The organism is Halolamina sediminis, assembly GCF_001282785.1.
Taxonomy (GTDB): Archaea; Halobacteriota; Halobacteria; order Halobacteriales; family Haloferacaceae; genus Halolamina; species Halolamina sediminis.
This window is the reverse complement of the sequence record NZ_CVUA01000001.1, coordinates 2,314,310-2,331,689: the sequence shown is the minus strand read 5'-3', so window position 1 is coordinate 2,331,689 and position 17,380 is coordinate 2,314,310. Positions and strand designations below refer to the sequence as shown.

Annotated in this window: 20 protein-coding genes, 1 tRNA gene and 1 pseudogene; 11 read left to right on the top strand and 11 right to left on the bottom strand. The window is 69.7% G+C overall.

The window, feature by feature from the left end; genetic code table 11:
- Positions 1-13 precede the first annotated feature (13 nt).
- The 4 genes from hemG to BN1959_RS11705 all read right to left on the bottom strand — a co-directional run bounded on the left by hemG (position 14) and on the right by BN1959_RS11705 (position 2,965).
- A complete protein-coding gene (gene hemG / locus BN1959_RS11720; RefSeq protein WP_053948829.1) occupies positions 14-1,273 on the bottom strand; it encodes a protoporphyrinogen oxidase in 1,260 nt (419 codons plus the stop codon).
- Positions 1,274-1,275: 2 nt separating this feature from the next.
- On the bottom strand, positions 1,276-2,361 hold the full coding sequence (locus tag BN1959_RS11715) for a TIGR04053 family radical SAM/SPASM domain-containing protein (protein WP_079978678.1): 1,086 nt from the start codon (positions 2,359-2,361) through the stop codon (positions 1,276-1,278).
- A gap of 26 nt (positions 2,362-2,387) precedes the next feature.
- The gene (locus BN1959_RS11710) at positions 2,388-2,693 is read right to left on the bottom strand and encodes a CGCGG family putative rSAM-modified RiPP protein (RefSeq protein WP_053948827.1); all 306 of its coding nucleotides are present in this window, start codon (positions 2,691-2,693) and stop codon (positions 2,388-2,390) included.
- 83 nt (positions 2,694-2,776) lie between these two features.
- Positions 2,777-2,965 (bottom strand): hypothetical protein, encoded by a 189-nt coding sequence (locus tag BN1959_RS11705; protein WP_053948826.1) that lies wholly within the window; start codon positions 2,963-2,965, stop codon positions 2,777-2,779.
- 116 nt (positions 2,966-3,081) lie between these two features.
- Here BN1959_RS11705 and BN1959_RS11700 point away from each other — a divergent pair, with 116 nt between their 5' ends.
- Entirely contained in the window at positions 3,082-3,465 is a 384-nt protein-coding gene (locus BN1959_RS11700; RefSeq protein ID WP_053948825.1) for a winged helix-turn-helix transcriptional regulator, read from the top strand.
- Between the two features lie 3 nt (positions 3,466-3,468).
- Here BN1959_RS11700 and BN1959_RS11695 read toward each other — a convergent pair whose 3' ends face one another.
- A complete protein-coding gene (locus BN1959_RS11695) occupies positions 3,469-4,893 on the bottom strand; it encodes an FAD-dependent oxidoreductase (RefSeq protein ID WP_053948824.1) in 1,425 nt (474 codons plus the stop codon).
- Positions 4,894-5,158: 265 nt separating this feature from the next.
- On the opposite strand from BN1959_RS11695, the gene BN1959_RS11690 reads away from it, so the two are divergent.
- The 3 genes and pseudogenes from BN1959_RS11690 (at position 5,159) to BN1959_RS11680 (ending at position 7,583) form a co-directional block, all read left to right on the top strand.
- A complete protein-coding gene (locus BN1959_RS11690; RefSeq protein WP_053948823.1) occupies positions 5,159-6,634 on the top strand; it encodes a dihydrolipoyl dehydrogenase in 1,476 nt (491 codons plus the stop codon).
- A 48-nt stretch (positions 6,635-6,682) separates the two neighbouring features.
- A pseudogene (locus BN1959_RS15540) lies at positions 6,683-6,838 on the top strand (DsrE family protein); the annotation flags it as partial.
- Between the two features lie 73 nt (positions 6,839-6,911).
- Complete coding sequence (locus tag BN1959_RS11680; protein ID WP_053948822.1) at positions 6,912-7,583, top strand: DUF7119 family protein; 672 nt, start codon at positions 6,912-6,914, stop codon at positions 7,581-7,583.
- Here BN1959_RS11680 and BN1959_RS11675 read toward each other — a convergent pair.
- The gene (locus BN1959_RS11675) at positions 7,574-8,824 is read right to left on the bottom strand and encodes a M20/M25/M40 family metallo-hydrolase (RefSeq protein WP_053948821.1); all 1,251 of its coding nucleotides are present in this window, start codon (positions 8,822-8,824) and stop codon (positions 7,574-7,576) included. The genes BN1959_RS11680 and BN1959_RS11675 overlap by 10 nt on opposite strands.
- A gap of 81 nt (positions 8,825-8,905) precedes the next feature.
- On the opposite strand from BN1959_RS11675, the gene BN1959_RS11670 reads away from it, so the two are divergent.
- Positions 8,906-8,979, top strand: a tRNA-Lys gene (locus BN1959_RS11670).
- Positions 8,980-9,022: 43 nt separating this feature from the next.
- Here BN1959_RS11670 and BN1959_RS11665 read toward each other — a convergent pair.
- On the bottom strand, positions 9,023-9,490 hold the full coding sequence (locus BN1959_RS11665; RefSeq protein WP_053948820.1) for a deoxyuridine 5'-triphosphate nucleotidohydrolase: 468 nt from the start codon (positions 9,488-9,490) through the stop codon (positions 9,023-9,025).
- A gap of 136 nt (positions 9,491-9,626) precedes the next feature.
- Between BN1959_RS11665 and BN1959_RS11660 the strand changes: the two genes are divergently transcribed.
- Positions 9,627-11,600, top strand: coding sequence for an aconitate hydratase (locus tag BN1959_RS11660; RefSeq protein ID WP_053948819.1), 1,974 nt, complete (start codon positions 9,627-9,629; stop codon positions 11,598-11,600).
- Between the two features lie 280 nt (positions 11,601-11,880).
- Here BN1959_RS11660 and BN1959_RS11655 read toward each other — a convergent pair whose 3' ends face one another.
- Positions 11,881-12,813, bottom strand: coding sequence for a metallophosphoesterase family protein (locus tag BN1959_RS11655; protein WP_154018273.1), 933 nt, complete (start codon positions 12,811-12,813; stop codon positions 11,881-11,883).
- A gap of 140 nt (positions 12,814-12,953) precedes the next feature.
- Between BN1959_RS11655 and rimI the strand changes: the two genes are divergently transcribed.
- The gene (gene rimI, locus BN1959_RS11650; RefSeq protein WP_053948817.1) at positions 12,954-13,442 is read left to right on the top strand and encodes a ribosomal protein S18-alanine N-acetyltransferase; all 489 of its coding nucleotides are present in this window, start codon (positions 12,954-12,956) and stop codon (positions 13,440-13,442) included.
- Here the strand turns inward: rimI and BN1959_RS11645 are convergent.
- From BN1959_RS11645 to BN1959_RS11635, 3 genes are read right to left on the bottom strand one after another with little or no spacing between them, the layout of a single operon-like run.
- Positions 13,439-14,098 (bottom strand): cytochrome c biogenesis CcdA family protein, encoded by a 660-nt coding sequence (locus BN1959_RS11645; RefSeq protein ID WP_053948816.1) that lies wholly within the window; start codon positions 14,096-14,098, stop codon positions 13,439-13,441. The two genes, rimI and BN1959_RS11645, sit on opposite strands and share 4 nt — an antisense overlap.
- Entirely contained in the window at positions 14,091-14,615 is a 525-nt protein-coding gene (locus BN1959_RS11640) for a TlpA family protein disulfide reductase (protein ID WP_053948815.1), read from the bottom strand. Before BN1959_RS11640 ends, BN1959_RS11645 begins: the two co-directional genes overlap by 8 nt.
- Positions 14,612-15,289: an SCO family protein gene (locus BN1959_RS11635; protein WP_053948814.1), complete on the bottom strand. Its 678-nt coding sequence runs from the start codon at positions 15,287-15,289 to the stop codon at positions 14,612-14,614. Before BN1959_RS11635 ends, BN1959_RS11640 begins: the two co-directional genes overlap by 4 nt.
- A gap of 119 nt (positions 15,290-15,408) precedes the next feature.
- Between BN1959_RS11635 and BN1959_RS11630 the strand changes: the two genes are divergently transcribed.
- The 4 genes from BN1959_RS11630 to BN1959_RS11615 all read left to right on the top strand — a co-directional run bounded on the left by BN1959_RS11630 (position 15,409) and on the right by BN1959_RS11615 (position 17,357).
- Positions 15,409-15,849 carry a DUF5810 domain-containing protein gene (locus BN1959_RS11630; RefSeq protein WP_053948813.1) on the top strand — a complete coding sequence of 147 codons (441 nt, stop codon included), beginning with the start codon at positions 15,409-15,411 and terminating at the stop codon, positions 15,847-15,849.
- Between the two features lie 80 nt (positions 15,850-15,929).
- Positions 15,930-16,376: a DUF5809 family protein gene (locus tag BN1959_RS11625; RefSeq protein ID WP_053948812.1), complete on the top strand. Its 447-nt coding sequence runs from the start codon at positions 15,930-15,932 to the stop codon at positions 16,374-16,376.
- Complete coding sequence (locus BN1959_RS11620) at positions 16,369-16,950, top strand: NUDIX hydrolase (protein WP_053948811.1); 582 nt, start codon at positions 16,369-16,371, stop codon at positions 16,948-16,950. The genes BN1959_RS11625 and BN1959_RS11620 overlap by 8 nt, the downstream gene beginning before the upstream one ends.
- A 50-nt stretch (positions 16,951-17,000) precedes the next feature.
- Entirely contained in the window at positions 17,001-17,357 is a 357-nt protein-coding gene (locus BN1959_RS11615; RefSeq protein ID WP_053948810.1) for a rhodanese-like domain-containing protein, read from the top strand.
- The last annotated feature ends 23 nt before the right edge of the window (positions 17,358-17,380 follow it).

The following is a 17,380-nucleotide window of genomic DNA, read 5'->3' as shown; positions in this document are numbered from 1 at the left end:
CCGCCCGACCCGTTCAGCCCTCGGCCAGCGATTCGGCCAGCCGTTCCGCCTCGCGGAGTCTCCCCGGAATCCCCGCTCTGGCGGCGTAGTTCGCACAGATGTACGCCCCGTCGGGGAGGTCGACCGACCCGAGTGCGTCCCACGTCGTGTCGTAGGCGGGCATCCCGCGGCGGAGCCGGCGAACGTCGACGGCGGTCGCCCCGACGCCGGTCAGTTCCGCGAACTCCCGCTCGGCGATCCGGGAGATGGTCGACGGCGACCGCTCCACGAGTCCGGGGTCCCGCCCGCCGCCGAGGTACGCGGTGTGACGACGCCCGCGGTCGAACAGCGCCCCGGTGCTGGTCACGCCGAGCGTCCGGAACGGCTCGTCGTACTGGACTTGGAAGCCGGCGGCGTCCATGTCGCTCGCGGCGTCGAGGTGGACGACCGTCATGGAGTTGTAGGTGAGCCGGCGGAGTGCGTCGGCGCTCCCGGCCGCGAACGGTTCGAGCAGGTCCGCGGTCACCGCCGCGGGCGTCGTGAGCACGACGTGGCCGACCGTCGTCGTTCCCCCTGGGGTTTCGAGCGTGAATCCGTCGTCGGTCTGCCGGACCGTCTCGACCGGCGTATCGAGGTGGACGCGGTCGCTGTGGTGCTCGAACAGCGCCTCCGGGAGCGTCTGGAGGCCGCCGTCGAACGAGACCACGGGCGGCGTCGATCCCCGACGGCTCGCCCGCACCGCCGCGACGAGCAGGCTCCGATCGACGCCGCGTTTCTCGAACGCCCGCCCGAGCGAGTGCCGCATCGGCATCTCGTCGGGGTGGGTGCCGTAGATGCCGCCGTACAGCGGGCCGACGAGGTACTGAGCGGCCTCCGTCCCGAGCATCCGGGTCAGGCACGCCTCGACGCTCTCCTCACCCCGCGGCGGCCCCGTCAGCGGTTCGAGCAGCAGGCGGAGCTTCCCCCGCAGCGAGAGCAGGTCGGTCGACACCCCCTCGCGGACGGAGAACGGGACCCGTCGGAGCGAGCCGTCACGATAGAGGCACAGCGGCGGGTCAGCCGCCTCGACGAGTCGGTCGTCGAGGCCGAGATCGTCGACCAACGACGCGACCGGCGGCGAGAGCCGGGTGCGCTGGGGACCGTCCTCGACGACGTACTCCCCGACGGGTCGGCTCCTGATCACGCCGCCCGGCTCCGAGTCAGCCTCGAACACGACGCTGTCGACACCGCGCTCGCGGAGTTGGTGCTGCAGCGCGAGGCCGCTGATTCCCGCGCCGACGATGCCGACCTGCATCGTCAGTCGGCCGGGTTCGGCAGCGGGCCGTCGTACCCCTCCGGCACGTACGGGCAGAGCGGGTCGCTCTCCAGTGGATCACCGGTCGTCGCGTACGCCCGCGAGCGGCTGCCGCCACAGACGTTCCGGAACTCGCAAGCGCCACATTTCCCCTCCAGCGCGTCCGGGTCGCGCAGCTTCTCGAACAGCGGCGCGTCGCGGTAGAGGTCGACCAGGCTCTCCGTCCGGACGTTCCCGGCCGGCTCCGGCAGGAACCCCGAGGGGTAGAGCTCGCCGGTGTGGCTCACGAACGCGAAGCCGTCGCCGGCGGTGATGCCGGTCCGGCGGCCGATCGCGTCGCTGTCGGGCTTCTCGGTCGCCGAGCGGTGCTGCTGGATCGCGACCCGGCGGTAGTGGGGTGCCTCGGTCGTCTTGATGCCGAAGTCAGCCTCGTCGTTCACCTCGGTCAGCCACTCCATCACGCGGTCGGCGCGCTCCGGCGGAACGGGGTCGAGCACCTCGCCCCGGCCGACGGGGACGAGGAAGAACACCGACCAGAGCACGGCGCCGAGGTCGTCGACCAGTTCCCGGAGCCGGGGGAGCTGTTCGACTGTCTCGGCACAGACGGTCGTGTTGATCTGGAGCGGGAGCCCGGCCTCGTTCGCGGCCCGGGCCGCCTCGACGGTCTGCCGGAAGCTCCCCGCCTCCTTCCGGAAGCCGTCGTGGGCCGCGGGGGAGGCGCCGTCGATGCTGAGTGCGAGGCGGCGCAGCCCCGAGTCGGCGAGGTCTCGGATCCGGTCGGGGGTCAGCGACGCCGTTCCGCTGGGTGTGAGTGTCATCTGCAGCCCCTGATCGACGCCGTACTCGATCAGCTCGAACGTGTCGTCACGGTAGAGCGGGTCGCCCCCGGAGAGGACGACAAGCTGGTTCTCGCCGAACTCGCTGGCCTCGTCGAGGAGCTGCTTCCCCTCCTCGGTCGTGAGTTCGTCGGGGTGGCGCTGGGGCTGGGCCTCCGCGCGGCAGTGTTTGCAGGCCAGCTCGCAGGCCTGCGTGAGCTCCCAGACGAGCACGAACGGGCGCTGACTCGTGTCGATGGTGGATGGGCGCATTGGGCTCGTGAGTGTCGGGGACGCGGTTACTGAACGTGGACCCGCAGGACGTGGCCGCCACAGCCGCACTGCTCGACGTACTCCCACTCCACGTCGTCGCCGAACTCGTCGTCGAGGACGTCGTAGAGGTACGTCTCGGGGTGGCCGTGCTCGCCGTGGGTCACGAGGTTCACGTGGTTCCCGGGGGCGGTGTGTTCGACTGCCTCGATCCCCTGCCGGACGAGGAACTCGCGGTCCTCGGCGTGTTCGGACCCTTCGAGGTTCGCGGACCAGGAGTTGTCGTGGACGTGGTCGGTGACGGGGTCGGGCGTCTCGTGGTCGTGCTGAGACATGGCTTACACCGTCGTTCGACGCCGACGACCAAGGAGAGATGGCCGAACATGTTCCTGACCGAGAGGACTCGACGAACCACGGCTCAGTCGCGGCGATCCGCCCACGGCGCCGGAAGCACGCCGACGATCACCAGCACGACCGGCGCGAACCAGTAGGCGCCGGCGAACCCGAGAGTGAGGTTCTGTCGCGTCCGGAGAAACAGCGCGAGGAGGACGAACGGGACGGCCAGCACGCCCCAGATCGCGAGCGCTCGGCGGCCCTCGCTGCTCATACCCGGCCGTACGGCTGCCGGCGTTTAAACGTCCGGCCGGGCACGGAGAGAGCTACCTACCTGTAACTTAGTTACTAGTAGTAACCTCTAAGTCGCCGTCGCCCCACCCCTCGTGTATGACGGGTAGCACGGACGACAGGGAGAAGCTGCAGGTGTGGTGTGCGGGCGAGGACTGGTGTCCGGTCACCACGACGGCGCTGCTGGTCGGGAAGAAGTGGCACCCGGTGGTGATCCACCGGCTGCTCGACGAGGGACCCAGCGGCTTCAGCGAACTGGAGGACAGCGTCGACGGCGTCTCCAGCAAGGTGCTCTCGGAGGTGCTCGACGATCTGGAGAGCAAGCGGCTGATCGACCGCGAGATCGTGAGCGAGAAGCCCGTCCGGACGGAGTACTCGCTGACCGACCACGGCGAGTCGCTGGAGCCGGTGATCTCGGCAATGCGCGACTGGGGGAAACGGCACATCACCGAGCCCGAGGACCCGGGCGTCTCGCTGGTCTGAGACTCAGTTTTCGAGGCGGCCGTTCAGCACTTTCGCCGCGACGAGCACGGGGTCCCAGACCGGACTGAACGGCGGCGCGTACGCCAGATCCAGCCGCTCGAGCTCGCCGACGGTCGCGTCCCCATCGAGCGCGGTCGCGAGCGTGTCGATCCGGATCGCCGCCCGATCCTCGCCGGCGATACTCCCGCCGAGCAGCCGTCCCGTCCCGCGGTCGGCGGTCAGCGTGACCGTCGTCTCGGCCCCGCCGGGGTAGTAGCCCGACCGGGAGCCGGCGGTGATCGTCTCGCTCACCGGGTCGAAGCCGACGTCACGGGCGCGTTCGTGGTCGAGGATCCCGGTTCGGCCACACTCCATCTCGAACGCTTTCACCACCGCCGTGCCGGCGATATCGCCGACCGGCGTCGGCGTGCCGGCGACTGTCTGCCCGACTGCGCGACCCGCGCGGTTCGCGGTGAGCCCCAACGGCACCCAGTCGGACTCGCCGGTCACGGCGTGGCGCATCTCCGCACAGTCGCCGGCCGCGTAGACGTTCTCGCGGCTCGTCCGGCCGTACTCGTCGGTCGCGATCGCGCCCGAGTGGCCCAACTCGATCCCCGTCCCGTCGAGCAGCGCCGTGTTCGGGCGGATGCCGATCCCGACGACCGCCGTGTCGACGGGGATCCGTTCACCGTCCCCGACGACGGCCTCGACGGTGTCCTCGCCCGCCAGCCGTTCGACTTCGGTGTCGAGGTGGAGCGTCACCCCGTGGTCCCGCAGGGTCTCCGCGACGCGTTCGGCGGGCGCCTCGCCGAACGGCGGGAGCAGCCGCTCGGGGCGCTGGAACAGGTGGACGTCGAGGTCGTGGGCGCTGAACGCCTCGGCCATCTCGACGCCGACGTAGCCGCCGCCGACGATCGCCGCCGACGCCGGGGGGTCCCGTTCGGCGTACGCGGCGACCAGCTCGCGATCGACGGCTTCCCCGTCGACCGCGTCGGGATCGGCCGCCCCGGGCGGCGTCAGGAACGCCCGCAGCGCCGCCGCGGCGTCCATGCTGTGCACGGTGAACGCGCCCGCGAGGTCGGCGCCGTCGATCGGGTCGGACACCGCGTGGGCGCCCGTCGCGATCAGCAGATCACCGTAGGGCTGTTCGGACCGCCCGTTTCCGGACTCGACGGTCACGGTTCTGGCGGCCGGGTCGACGCCGACCACCTCGTGGCCACGCCGGAGGTCGATCCCGCGGTCGGCGATCCCCTCCGGCGAGAGCGAGAGCAGGTCGTTCAGCGACTCCACCTCGCCTTTCACGTAGTACGGCATCCCACAGTGGGCGTAGGAGACCCACTGCCCCTTCTCGAAGACGATCACCTCGCGCTCGGGCGCCTCGCGCTTGCACTTGCTCGCCGCGCTCAGCCCAGCGGCGTCACCACCGACGACGACGAACGGGTCGCTCATGGCCCTGTATGTGGGCTCGAACCACCTAACGTTGCGTGTGGGGCCGACCCGGGCTCGGTCGCCGACCCCATCAGCCAAGCACTCCGCCGCCGACCCACCCGCCGAGCACGAGCCCGCTGGCCAGTCCATCGAGGAGTGCCACCATTGTAGGGTACCTCAAGTAACCCAATTACCTCATGTCTCGATAAGCGTGAGCCGGCCCTGCAGTAACACGGTAACCTCGACGTAACTCGTGATTGAAGGCCCGTGGGGCTGTACCTTGGGTATGGAGGAGTTCGACTTTCTCGTGATCGGTTCAGGCTCCGGGCTCGAGGTGGCCAACGTCGCCGCGAACCGGGGGCAGTCCGTCGCCGTCGTCGAGAAGGGGCCGCTGGGCGGCACCTGTCTCAACCGCGGCTGTATCCCTTCGAAACGGCTGCTCTACCACGCCGACGTGTACGAGACGATCGAGGGCGCCGGCGAGTTCCACATCGACGCCGAGATCGAGGACGTGGAGTTCGCGGAGATGGTTCGCGAGGTGAACGAGGACGTCGGCGAGTCCTCGTCGTCGATTCAACGGGGCCTGCGCTCCTCGGAGCAGCACCGACTGTTCGAGGGTGAGGGACGGTTCGTCGACGACCGCACCGTCGAGATTCACGGCGGGGAGGACGATGGCTCGCCGGCACGAGGAGCCGGCGAGGACGACGGAACTCGCGTCCGCGCGGGGACCGTGCTGATCGCCGCCGGGACACGGCCGGGGATCCCGAACATCGACGGGATCGAGACGGTCGACTACCTCACCAGCACCGAGGCGCTCGAACTGGAGTCGCCGCCGGATCGGCTCGTGATCGTCGGCGGGGGGTACATCGCAGCCGAGCTCGGCCACTTCTTCGGGACGTTCGGCAGCGACGTGACGATACTCGGCCGGCGACCACAACTGCTCCCGAACACCGACCCCGAGGTCGCCGCGGCGTTCACCGATCGCTACCGCGAGCGGTTCGACGTCCAGACGGGCTACTCGGTCACCGCGGTCTCGGAGGCGGACGGTGAGATCACCGTCGAAGCGCTGCCCTACGAGTACGGCGACGGCGACGCAGACCCCGGTGTCGTCGAGGACGGTGAGGCGCTCAGCGTCACCGGCGACGAACTGCTCGTCGCCGCCGGCAGGGTCCCGAACACCGACACGCTCGATCTGGAGAACACGGCCGTCGAAACCGACGACGCGGGGTTCGTCGAGACCGACGAGTACCTCGAAACCGACGCCGAGGGGGTCTGGGCGCTGGGCGACATCGTCGGCGAGTACCTGCTGAAACACAGCGCCAACCACGAGGCGCAGTCCGTTGCACGCAATATCTTCGGCGAGGAGCCCGAGCCCGTTGACTACGACGCGATGCCGTACGCGGTGTTCGGCTCGCCGGAGGTCGCCGGCGTCGGCGCGACCGAGGACGAACTCCGGGCCGCGGATCGGGAGTACGCCACGAACAGCTACCGGTTCGACGAGACCGCCCGCGGGGACGCGATGGGCGCCGACGGGTTCGTGAAGGCGCTCGTCGATCTCGAGGGCGAGATACTCGGCTGTCACATCGTCGGCCCGGACGCGTCGACGCTGATTCAGGAGGTCGTGACCGCGATGACGGCGGGCAGCGGCACCGTCCGGGACATCCGGGAGTCGATCCACGTCCACCCGGCGCTGCCGGAGGTCGTCCAGCGCGCGTTCTCCGGGCAGTTCTCCCGTGGCGGGAACCACCAGCACCACCACTGAGTCGGGCGGCGCCTCTTGCCCGATTCGGACCGTTACGCGAACGTAACCGCGTTCCGTGACGACGCGTCGGCATGTGACTACTGCTCGGGCGCCTTCGGCGTCGACGATGCCGTGCAGGACGCCGGCGTGGTCCAGATCGACGACAACGACGGCCATCCGAGCATCCGGTCGCTGGTCGACGGCGACTACGAGATCATCACGTTCTGCCCGTGCCCGAGTGGAAACGGATCGGCCGAGCGCGGGAGGCTTTTCCCGGCCGGCGTCGAACTGGCTGATAGTGCCATCTTCCGACCCTGAGGACGGGACGCCGGTCCCTTCGACGGACCGCCGATCGCGGGTCGGCGAGCCCGTCGTGCGTGCGGACCCGGAGATCACCGGCGAGCGCGCGAGCGACGCGATCGACTTCGACCCCGACGACCCCGAGAGCGTCGCCCGCGCCGCCGAGGTGCTCGCGGCGTTCGCCGACGGTGACGGGCCGGGCGACTACCTCGACATGCTCCGGGGCGCGGCGGCGTGTGCGGCGCTCGTGCGCGGGGTCGGCTCCTACCGCGAGGCCGCCGAGCGCGCCGGCGGCGTCTCGGTGTCGTTCATCCGGACGTGGGCGCGGGTCCACGACCTGCCGCAGTCGGTACGGCGCCACGTCGCCCGCGGCGAGATCGCCCCCTCGGCGGCCAAACACCTCGCTCGCGTCGACGGCGCCGCGCGGCTGGATCTGGCGTGGGCGGTGCTCGACCACGACCTGACCGTCCGTGAGGTCCGGTCGCTCGCGAGTCGGGTCAACGACGGCGCGTCGGCGCGGGAGGCGCTCCGCGAGGAAGGGATCGAGCTCGGCCGGATCGAGCTCTCGCTGCCGGCGTCCGAGTACCGCAAACTCCGTCGCGAGGCGTCGATGGGGAACACCACACCCACCGAGCTACTGGCGCAACTGCTCGCCGAGCGCTACGACTGAAGGAACTGCACGGCGGCCTCCGCGATCGTTTCTCGGGCTTGCTCCACGTCGGGCCACTCGATCGTCTCGTCGGGGAAGTGGGTCTGTTCGATCGTCCCCGGCCCGAACACGACCGTCGGGATCCCGGCGGCGACGTAGTGTCGGGAGTCGGCGCCGTACGTCGCGCCACGGGGGTCGGTGTCCGGCAGCCCCGTGTCGAGCATCGCGCTCCGGAGCGTCCGGACGATCGGCTCGTCGGCCTCTGTCTGGGCGGACTCGAACTGGATGCTGAACCGCTCGAAGCTGGGCGGATGCTCGGAGAGCCACTCGTCGCCGTCGACGACCGACTGTAGCGCGTCCTCGTACTGCTGCTCAACCTCGTCGACGGTCTCGCCCGGTGCGACCCCGAAGCGCATCTCGGCGGTCAGCGAACTCGGCACCGAGGAGGCCCAGTTGCCGGCCTCCACGATGCCGATCACGATCGGCCACGGGACGGGGTACTCCTCGTACAGCGGGTGGGTGACGGTTTCGCCGCGCTTGGCCTCGAGATCTTTGAACGCCGCACGGATACGCTCGAAGTGCGGGAGCACGTCCTCGCCGCGCCAGCGCGAGGCGGCGTGTGCGGCCCGACCTTGGATCTCGAGACGCTTCATCACCGTCCCCTCGGTGGCGGTGATCGGCGTCAGCTCGGTCGGCTCGGCGACGATCGCGGCGTCGCGCTCGAACGGGTAGGGGTTCGACAGCGCGGCCGCTGCGGCGCCGATGCCGCCCTCCTCCTCGCCGGCGACGGCTTCGACGACCAGTCGGCCGTTCAGGTCGGCGTCCTCGGCGCGTTCGGCGGCGTCCAGCGCGGCGAACACGCAGGCCGCGACTGGGGCCTTCATGTCCACTGCACCGCGGCCGGTCAGCGTCTCCTCGCCGTCGTCGGTCTCGCCCCACACCGGCTCGAACGGCGGCGACGACCACGCGTCCTCGTCGGCCGGCACGACGTCGAGGTGGCCGTTCAGGATCAGCGTCGGGCCGGTAGCGGGATCGCCGAACTCCAGCACGCCCGCGACGCTCGGACGGTTCTCGGTGTCGATCAGGCTGGGGTCGTCCGGGAACGACGAGTGCTGGGCTAGTACCTCGGCGTCGGCCGCCCACTCGTACGTCTCGAAGCCGAGGTCGTCGAGGCGCTCTCTGGTCCACGCCGCGGCCTCGGCCTCCCCGCCGCCGACGGTGGGGAACTCGATCAGTCGCTCGGCGAACGTGCGCATCTCCATGACCGAGGGGTCGGCGGGAGTAGGTTTAGCTTCCGGGGGAACCGTAAACGCTTACCCGGTGCTCGTTCTGGTTGGGAGTGAGGGCTGATAGCTCAGTTTGGGAGAGCGTCTGGCTTTTAACCAGACGGTCGGGGGTTCAAGTCCCTCTCAGCCCGCTTCTCCGGCGAACGAACTGCCCCGCGAGCGCCACATCGATACTCAGTTCTCCCCCTGATAGCTCCCGTCGTACGTCCCCTCGCTCTCCGCATCAGCGAGCACGAACTGCCCGATCCGCGCCCCCTGCTCGACTTCGATCGCCCGGCCGACCTGGAGCAGCCCCTCGCCGCGGCCCTCGTAGCCGGCGTCCCAGACGGCCGTATCGAGCGAGCACGTGTTGCGCAGCAGCGTCGAGCGCGGGAGCACGAAGCCGACGCTGTCCTCGGGCACCGCCAGTCGCTCGCCGTAGCGGACGACGTAGTCGCCCGGCTCGAGCCGGTAGATCGGCGGGTCGTCGCCGTGGGGGTCGACCTCGCTGCGGTCGCCGACCGACTTCCCGTCCCGGCCGACGTAGCCGGGGCTGGTCTGTTCGAACACTGCCTCGAGGGTGAGGTCGACGCCGTTCGGCTGGACCGCGTCGTCGTCGGCGTCCTCGACGGCGGCGGCGACCTCGGCTCCGGAGCGGAACATGGTCGGTGTCGGTCCGTCGACGACAAAACCCTGCCGGAGGCGCCGTGACCGACTCTCGCGCCGGCGTGTGCCGGCCTCGCCGCCTGCGCCGTTTCTCGCCGGATTTATCACTGCTCCGAGCCCATCTGCAGACGATATGGGAAAGACAATTACGGAGAAAGTCCTCGACGATCACCTCGTTGAGGGCGAGCTGACGCCCGGCGAGGAGATCGGGATCGAGATCGACCAGGTGCTGACCCAGGACACCACCGGGACGATGGTGTGGCTGCAGTTCGAGGCGCTCGGCCTCGACGAAGTCCAGACCGACCTCGCCGCGCAGTACTGCGACCACCAGACGTACCAGTTCGACTTCAAGAACACCGACGACCACCGCTTCCTGCGCTCGGCGGCGGGCACCTTCGGCGCCCACTTCTCCCGGCCGGGCAACGGCATCTGTCACAACGTCCACAAGGAGAACTTCGCCGCGCCCGGCAAGACGCTGCTCGGCTCGGACTCCCACACGCCGACCCCCGGCGGCCTCGGCCAGCTGGCGATCGGTGCGGGTGGCCTCGACATCACCGTCGCGATGGGCGGCGGCGCCTACTACGTCGACATGCCCGAGGTCGTCAACATCCGACTCGAAGGTGAGCTCGGCGAGTGGGCGACCGCGAAGGACGTCATCCTCGAGCTGCTGCGACGCCTGAGCGTGAAGGGCGGCGTCGGCAAGGTGTTCGAGTACACCGGCCCGGGCGTGGAGACGCTCTCCGTGCCGGAGCGGACGACGATCACCAACATGGGGACCGAGCTCGGCGCCACCTCCTCGATCTTCGGCACCGACGAGCGCACGAAGGAGTGGCTCGACGAGGTCGGCCGCCCCGAAGACTACGTTGACCTGCAGCCCGACGAGGACGCGGAGTACGCCGACGAGATCGTCGTCGACCTCTCGGAGATCGAGCCGATGATCGCGGAGCCGTCGATGCCCGACAACGTCGTGCCCGTCCGCGAGGCGGCCGGCCAGTCGGTCGAGCAGGTGATGATTGGCTCCTGTACCAACGGCGCCTACGAGGACATCCTCCCCGCCGCGAAGATGCTGGAGGGCCGCGAGGTCCACAAGAAGACCGAGATGATCATCGCGCCCGCCTCGAAGCAGGCCTCCGAGATGCTCGCCCGTGAGGGCTGGACGGCCGAGCTGATGGCCGCCGGCGTGAACTTCTCCGAGGCGACCTGTGGCGCCTGTATCGGGATCGGCCACGTCCCCGGCAGCGACACCGTCTCGCTCCGGACGTTCAACCGTAACTTCGAGGGTCGCTCGGGCATCGAGGACGACTCGGTGTTCCTCTGCTCGCCGGAGGTCGCGACCGCCGCGGCGATCAAAGGCGAGATCGTCGACCCGCGTGATCTGGCCGACGAGCTCGGCGATCTGGAGGACCCCGGCTTCGAGCTCGGCACGGACTACGACCAGCACGACGTCGACCTCATCTCCCCCGACGAGGCCGTCGACGACGAGCTCATCAAGGGCCCGAACATCGGCGACGTGCCGCTGAAGGACGCGCTCGAGTCCGATCTCGCGGGCGAGGTGCTGCTCCGGATGGACGACAACATCACGACCGACCACATCATCCCGGCCACGTCGGACATCCTGAAGTTCCGCTCCAACGTGCCGAAGCTCTCGGAGTTCACCCTCTCCCGCGTCGACGAGAGCTTCGCCCAGCGCGCGCTGGACGCCGACGGCGGCTTCCTCGTCGCCGGCGAGAACTACGGTCAGGGCTCCTCGCGTGAGCACGCCGCCCTCTGTCCGATGTACCTCGGCATCGAGGGCGTGCTGGCCCAGAGCTTCGCCCGCATCCACAAGGCGAACCTGTTCAACTTCGGCCTCGTCCCGCTGACGATCGACGATGACGACTACGAGCGCATCGAGCAGGGCGACGACGTCCAGATCGTCGACGACGTGGGCGCCGGCGTCCGCTCCGGGCAGGAGGAGTTCGCCTTCCGCGTCAACGACGAGTGGGAGGGCATCGCCCACCTCGACGCCTCCGAGCGCGAGCGCGAGATCCTCGCGGCCGGCGGCAAGCTCTCGTGGACGAAGCAGCAGGCCGAGGGCGGCAGCGGCGCGGCGCCCGCGGACGACTAAGCCAGTCACGGCTCGCGACCTACCGTGACCTCCGTGTCACGGTGACGGAGCGTGCTGCCGTGACTGTGCGAAACCGATCACGGCTCGCGAGCGGCGACCGCCGTCGGGCGGTCGCTCCGAGCCCGTTGCCGTGACTGTGCGAAGCCGAATCGCGTCGACGAGAGCGCCGCTCTCGTTCACCGATCAGCCTTCTTCGATTCTTGCCGACGGCTCGCGGTTCGTCTCCCCGATCTGAGCGTGCCGACTGGGGGGCGTCGACCCACCGCTGCACCGCACACCGTCAGTAGGAGTAGCTGTTCTCGGCGAGCGTGAGCGCGCCGCCGTCGGCCCGCGTCAACGGCGAGTAGCGATCGTCCGCCAACTCCGCGAGGTACGACTCGAACCGCTCGCGGAACCCCTCCGGCGGGTCTTCCCAGAGGCGCGCAGCGTAGTCGATCAGATCCTCGTCGTCGACGGTTTCACGGTCGCTGTCGTGGGTGAGGCCGTAGTACCCCGACGCACACATCTCTCGCCACAGGGTTCCCTCCTCGTTGCAGAACATACACCCTCTCGATTCGGGCTGGAACTGCACCCCGCGTTCGCCGTGGCGTTCACACTCGACCCGAGTGAGTTCGCCAATCGACCGCATCTCGACGTCGAGGCCGTCTTCGTCGAGTTCGGCGACGAAGTAGCCGCCGACGCGCCGCTCCTCGGTCCGGGGGTCTCGGACCTGGAGGAACGCCGAGTTCAGCCGCCGTCCCTTCTGTCGGCCGCGGTGGGAGTTGCCACAGAAGTGCGCCCGCCCGTCGAACTGATCCGCGAGCCGCCAGTGCTCCAGATGCGTGACGAGCACCGTCTCGGCGTCGACGTGGTCGAGCGAGCTGGTGAACGCCACCTCCCCGACCGTCACCACGCCGTCGTCGGGAACTTCGGTGCCGACCGAGAGCTCGTAGTCCAGATCGCCGAAGTAGTCCTGATTGCCGTACACCCACACCAGCCCGTGTGCCGCGAGTTCGTCGAACCGTTCCAGCACCGGCTCGACCGCTTCCAGTTGCTCCCTGCCGCGTTCCTTTCCCGTTTGCTCGTCGTCCTGTCTCGCTGTCCGCCAAGCGTTCGTGTAGTCCCCGACGTGGACGACGTAGTCGAACGGGTCGTTGTCGGCATCGTCGAGGACCCGCCGGAGCGACCGCACGTCGCCGTGGTTGTCACCCATGACGAGGATCCGGTGGGTCATTTCGCTCGCGTCCGGGTTCTCGACCCCGGAGCAAGTAAGCACCGAACGATCTGACAGCTGTTGAACGGCTGCCCCAACGCGGTCGTCCGCGGCGCCGCCGGCCGCGTCGTTTATGCCGACCACCTGCCTAAATCACGGACGTGACCTCCCACCCGGACGCGTCGGACGCCGCGGATCTCACCATCCGCGAGGCCGACCGGGCGGACCTGCTCGCGGTGTTCCGGATCGAGAAGTCGGTGTTCCCCCAGCCGTGGCCGTTCGCCTCCTTCGAGCGGTTCCTGGGCAACCGGGGGTTCCTCGTCGCGGTCCGGGACGGCGCCGTCGTCGGCTACGCGATCGCGGACGTAAACGCGAATCACGGCCGCGATCTGGGCCACCTGAAGGACATCGCCGTCCACCCCGAGATGCAGGGCGAGGGCGTCGGCCGCGCGCTGCTCCGGCGCGTGCTGTTCACACTGAGGCTCGCCGGCGCGGACGTGGTGAAGCTCGAAGTCCGGGAGAGCAACGACGTGGCCCGGTCGCTGTACGAGGACGTGGGGTTCGAGCGCGTCCGGCGGGTGTCCGCCTACTACGACGACGGCGAGGACGCCTTCGTGATGGTGCTCGATCTCGCGGAGTGGCAGGGTTAGAGCACGCCGAGCAGGTCGGCGGCGAGATAGAGCTGGCCGAGTCCGGCGACGATCATCACTACGCCCGCAGCCTGTTTGATACGGCCGGTGTACCCGCCGACGGAGCGCCAGATGTCGACCCCGGCGCCGGCGAGCAGCGTCACGCCAGCCAGCGGCGCGGCGACGCCGAGGGCGTACGTCCCGAGCGCGAGCGCGCTCGTGGCGCCGTCGAGCGCGAGCGCCTGCGTGACGACGCCGAGGAACAGTGGGACGACACAGCCCGCGGCGGCGATCCCGTACACCGCGCCGAACACGCCGAACCCGAGCAGTGTGTCCGGTCGGCTCGGCAGCCGAACGTCGACGCCGAGCTCCCCGCCACGCAGCGTGAGAACGCCGAACACCACCAGTGCGACCCCGACGACCGGCTCGAACAGCGGGAGTGCTCGCGTCAGCGAGCGGCCGAGCGTGAGCACGAGCCCGCCCACGAGCGCGAGCGCGGCCAGCGTCCCCGCCGACGCCGTCGCCGCGGCCGGGACCGCGGCCACGCGCTGGTCGCTCTCGCGCAGGTAGTAGCCGACGTAGCCGGGGAGCAGCGGGAACGCACAGGGAGCGAGAAACGTCGTGACGCCAGCGCCGGCGGCGAACCCGAGCACGCCGATCGTTCCCGGGTCAAGCATCGGTCACTGCGTCCAGTTCGGTTCGGAGCGTGTCGGCGTGGACGAGTCCCCCGTGTTCGAACTGCACCGTCCCCTCGGCGTCGACGATCGCGACGTACGGCAGGCCGTCGGCGCCGAAGGCGGCCATGAGCTCGCTGCCGGGGTCGAGCCCGACCGTCCAGGCGCCGCCGTTCTCGCCCCACCAGTCGGCGATGTCCCGCTTGGTCAGCGACTCGCCGAGGCGCTCGTTGGTCACCGAGACGAAGCTGACGCCGTCGTACTCTCCGCGAACCGAGTCCAGGATGTCGACCTGCTCGTCACAGGGTGCACACCACGTCGCGAACAGGTCGACGACCGTCACGCGGTCCGGCGTCGGGACGGGTGCCGATCCCGCTTCGGAGCCGGGAGCGTCGATCGTCTCGACGCGGATCGGGAGGTCGTCGGTCGTCCCTCCCAGCAGGCCACTGCTGGCGGCCCAGAAGCTCCCCCCGGTCAGGCCGACGCCGGCGAGCGCCGCGAGTACCCGCCGTCGGTTCATGCCTCGCGGAGTTCGGTCAGGTCCTCGATGATCGCCTGTTCGTCGGGAGAGGAGGTCTGGTAGGCCCGTTCGACGTAGCCGTCGGCGTTGACCAACAGCGTCAGCGCGGTGTGGGCGAACATGTACATATCCATGTCCTCGGGCTCGGTGCGCCGGAAGTCGACGCCGAACTGCTCCTGAACGACCGTCTTGGCTCGCTCCTTCGACTCGGGTCGGAGGAACTGCCAGCCGTCTGCGGCCGTGGTGACGTTCATCTCCTCGCCGTAGCTCTCGAGTCGGTCAGCGGTGTCTCTGGCGGGGTCGAACGTCACCGGTGCGAACGTCACCTCGTCGGCGTACTCGTTCGTCTGTGCGTGGGCCTGGACGTTCCGGAGCGTGCCGACGAGAACGGGACAGACCGTCTGACAGTGGCTGTAGAAGAAGGTGAGCAGCCCCGGCGTCCCGAGATCCCGCAGCGACAGCGACCCGCCGGCAAGCGGTGCGGGGAGGCTCACGTCGGCGACCCGCTGGCCCCACGCCGGGTACGGTACGTCCTCACTCTCGAAAGGGCGGTCGGGTTCGGCGAGCGACACGTTCGGGTTCGAATCCCCGAGTCCGACGGCATCGAGACAGCCCGCCGTCGTCCCGACGACGGCGGCGGCGCCGGTCGACTTGATGAACGTCCGACGATCCATACAAACAGTTGGACTGCTGCCCGCTTAGGCGGTCTGGTGCGAACGTCGAAACGGCCGACTCACCCACTGACGAGCCGATCGAGCGCATCCGTTTTCCCCCTCCGGACCGAGACCCCGGTATGGGATACCGCTGTCCGGTCTGTGGCTCGCCCCAACAGGACGACGAGCACTTGGCGAACCACCTCGCGATGACCGCGATGCTCCACGGCGAGGACCACGAGGCGTGGCTCGACGATCACGTCGAGGAGTGGGGCGAGCATACGCCGCCCGAACTCGCTGCCGAGGTCGTCGACGGCGCCGAGGAAGTCGACTACGACGAGGCGACCGCCGAACGCGCCGAGACCGAGATCCCGACCGGCGACGGCGAACACGACCACGATCACGACCACGACGCATCCGGCAGCTACCCGACCGAGGAGATCGCCGACCCCGCCGAAGTGCCCGATTCAGGGTTCATCGACGAGGCGGCCGAGGAGGCCGTCGCCGAGGCGCGCGAGATGACGCGAAAACGCCGCGAAGCCGCTGCCGAGGAGGAGAGCGAGGAGGACGGCGACGCCTGACCGGCACGCTGTCAGTCGAGCAGTTCGACGCCTGACCCACCATCGTCACCGGTAAGCCCGTTCGCTCGGGATTTCCACGTATGCGAACAGAAGGAGTGTTCTCCCCGGAGACGGCGGACGGCGCGGCCGAGGCGTTCGAGAGCGTCGGTCCCGCCGCCCAGACGGTCGTCCGTGAGACCGCCAAGGCGATGGAGTTCGACCGCGAGGAGTACGACCGCCGGGTGACCGGCGACGTGGTGGAGACCGCCCGCGACGCGCTGTTCGCGTCGCTGCTGTCGGTCACGATCGCCGACCGCGAGGCGTGGGAGGCGTGGCGGGAGGAGCACCCGGCGTACGACGTCCACGAGACCGGCTCCGAGAGCGTCGAGCGGGTAGTCTGGCACGCCGCGCCCGCCACCGAGGAGGTCGTCGCGGCGACGTTCCAGTCCGAGGAGGAGGCGGCGGTCGGTACCCTCCGTAGGCAGGCGTTCGGCCGCATCTATCGGCCGCTGCTGCAAGACGACGCGCCCGGGGAGTCGGATGGGTGATTTCCCGCCGGACGACGGTCGCCGGCACGAGCCGCTGCCGGAGTCCCACCCCGACTGGCGCGTCATCGAGAGCGTGCCGGAGTACGAGACCGGCTGGTTCGTCGGGGGGTACGACCTGATCGAACAGCCCGACGGCACCCGGAAGCGCTACTACTGGGCCGAGCTCGCGACCGCGGTCGTCGTCACCGCCGTCACCGACGACCACGTGCTGTTCGTCGAGCAGTACCGGCCGACGATCCGCCACGAACAGCTCGAACTGCCCGCCGGCGTCGTCGAGGCCGAGGAGTCGTTCACCGCTGCGGCCCGGCGGGAGCTTCGCGAGGAGACGGGGTTCCGCGCCGACTCGCTGTCGCTGCTGGAGGACGTCTGGGTCGCGACGGGCGCGCTCAGACACAAGCGCGCCTACGTGTTCGCCGAGGGGCTCGAACCGGTCGGGCAGGAGCTCGACGCGAACGAGTTCCTCACCCCGCGGGCGATCCCGATCGAGGAGGCGATCCAGACGGTTCGCTCGCGACCGATCAACGAGGCCACGCTGCAGGGACTCACGCTGGCCGACGAGGAAGGGCTGCTGTAACCGCGCCCGCGGTCCGTGAGCTTCAACCGTCCGAGCGAGCCACGGTCGGTATGGACGAGATCTCGACCGAGCGCGTGGCCGAACTGCTCGAAGACGGCGCGGCCCCGACGATGGTCGACATCCGCGAGCCGCCGGCGTTCCGGCGGGGCCACATCCCCGGCAGCCTGAACGTCCCGTTCCGACAGCTCCCCGATCGAGTCGCCGAACTCGCAGACGCCGACCACGTCGTGACGGTCTGCCCCCACGGCAAATCCAGCGTGCAGGCCGCGAAGCTGATCGAGTCCTACGAAGGGATCACCGACGCGACCGTCGAGAGCATGGCCGGCGGGCTGAGCGAGTGGGACGGCCAGATCGAGTCCGGCGACGACGACGCGGAGCCCGACGAGGGGCCGGCGGCGCCGTTCTGAGCGAGCGACTCCCGACTACGCTT

Coding starts and splice junctions, on each gene's coding strand:
- BN1959_RS11695 (WP_053948824.1), bottom strand. CDS start 4,893: ATGAGCGACCCGTTCGTCGTCGTCGGTGGTGACGCCGCTGGGCTGAGC.
- hemG (WP_053948829.1), bottom strand. CDS start 1,273: ATGCAGGTCGGCATCGTCGGCGCGGGAATCAGCGGCCTCGCGCTGCAG.
- BN1959_RS11635 (WP_053948814.1), bottom strand. CDS start 15,289: ATGGATCGTCGGACGTTCATCAAGTCGACCGGCGCCGCCGCCGTCGTC.
- BN1959_RS11620 (WP_053948811.1), top strand. CDS start 16,369: ATGGGTGATTTCCCGCCGGACGACGGTCGCCGGCACGAGCCGCTGCCG.
- BN1959_RS11615 (WP_053948810.1), top strand. CDS start 17,001: ATGGACGAGATCTCGACCGAGCGCGTGGCCGAACTGCTCGAAGACGGC.
- BN1959_RS11630 (WP_053948813.1), top strand. CDS start 15,409: ATGGGATACCGCTGTCCGGTCTGTGGCTCGCCCCAACAGGACGACGAG.
- BN1959_RS11715 (WP_079978678.1), bottom strand. CDS start 2,361: ATGCGCCCATCCACCATCGACACGAGTCAGCGCCCGTTCGTGCTCGTC.
- BN1959_RS11665 (WP_053948820.1), bottom strand. CDS start 9,490: ATGTTCCGCTCCGGAGCCGAGGTCGCCGCCGCCGTCGAGGACGCCGAC.
- BN1959_RS11690 (WP_053948823.1), top strand. CDS start 5,159: ATGGAGGAGTTCGACTTTCTCGTGATCGGTTCAGGCTCCGGGCTCGAG.
- BN1959_RS11645 (WP_053948816.1), bottom strand. CDS start 14,098: ATGCTTGACCCGGGAACGATCGGCGTGCTCGGGTTCGCCGCCGGCGCT.
- BN1959_RS11625 (WP_053948812.1), top strand. CDS start 15,930: ATGCGAACAGAAGGAGTGTTCTCCCCGGAGACGGCGGACGGCGCGGCC.
- BN1959_RS11655 (WP_154018273.1), bottom strand. CDS start 12,813: ATGACCCACCGGATCCTCGTCATGGGTGACAACCACGGCGACGTGCGG.
- BN1959_RS11700 (WP_053948825.1), top strand. CDS start 3,082: ATGACGGGTAGCACGGACGACAGGGAGAAGCTGCAGGTGTGGTGTGCG.
- BN1959_RS11640 (WP_053948815.1), bottom strand. CDS start 14,615: ATGAACCGACGGCGGGTACTCGCGGCGCTCGCCGGCGTCGGCCTGACC.
- BN1959_RS11675 (WP_053948821.1), bottom strand. CDS start 8,824: ATGGAGATGCGCACGTTCGCCGAGCGACTGATCGAGTTCCCCACCGTC.
- BN1959_RS11705 (WP_053948826.1), bottom strand. CDS start 2,965: ATGAGCAGCGAGGGCCGCCGAGCGCTCGCGATCTGGGGCGTGCTGGCC.
- BN1959_RS11710 (WP_053948827.1), bottom strand. CDS start 2,693: ATGTCTCAGCACGACCACGAGACGCCCGACCCCGTCACCGACCACGTC.
- BN1959_RS11660 (WP_053948819.1), top strand. CDS start 9,627: ATGGGAAAGACAATTACGGAGAAAGTCCTCGACGATCACCTCGTTGAG.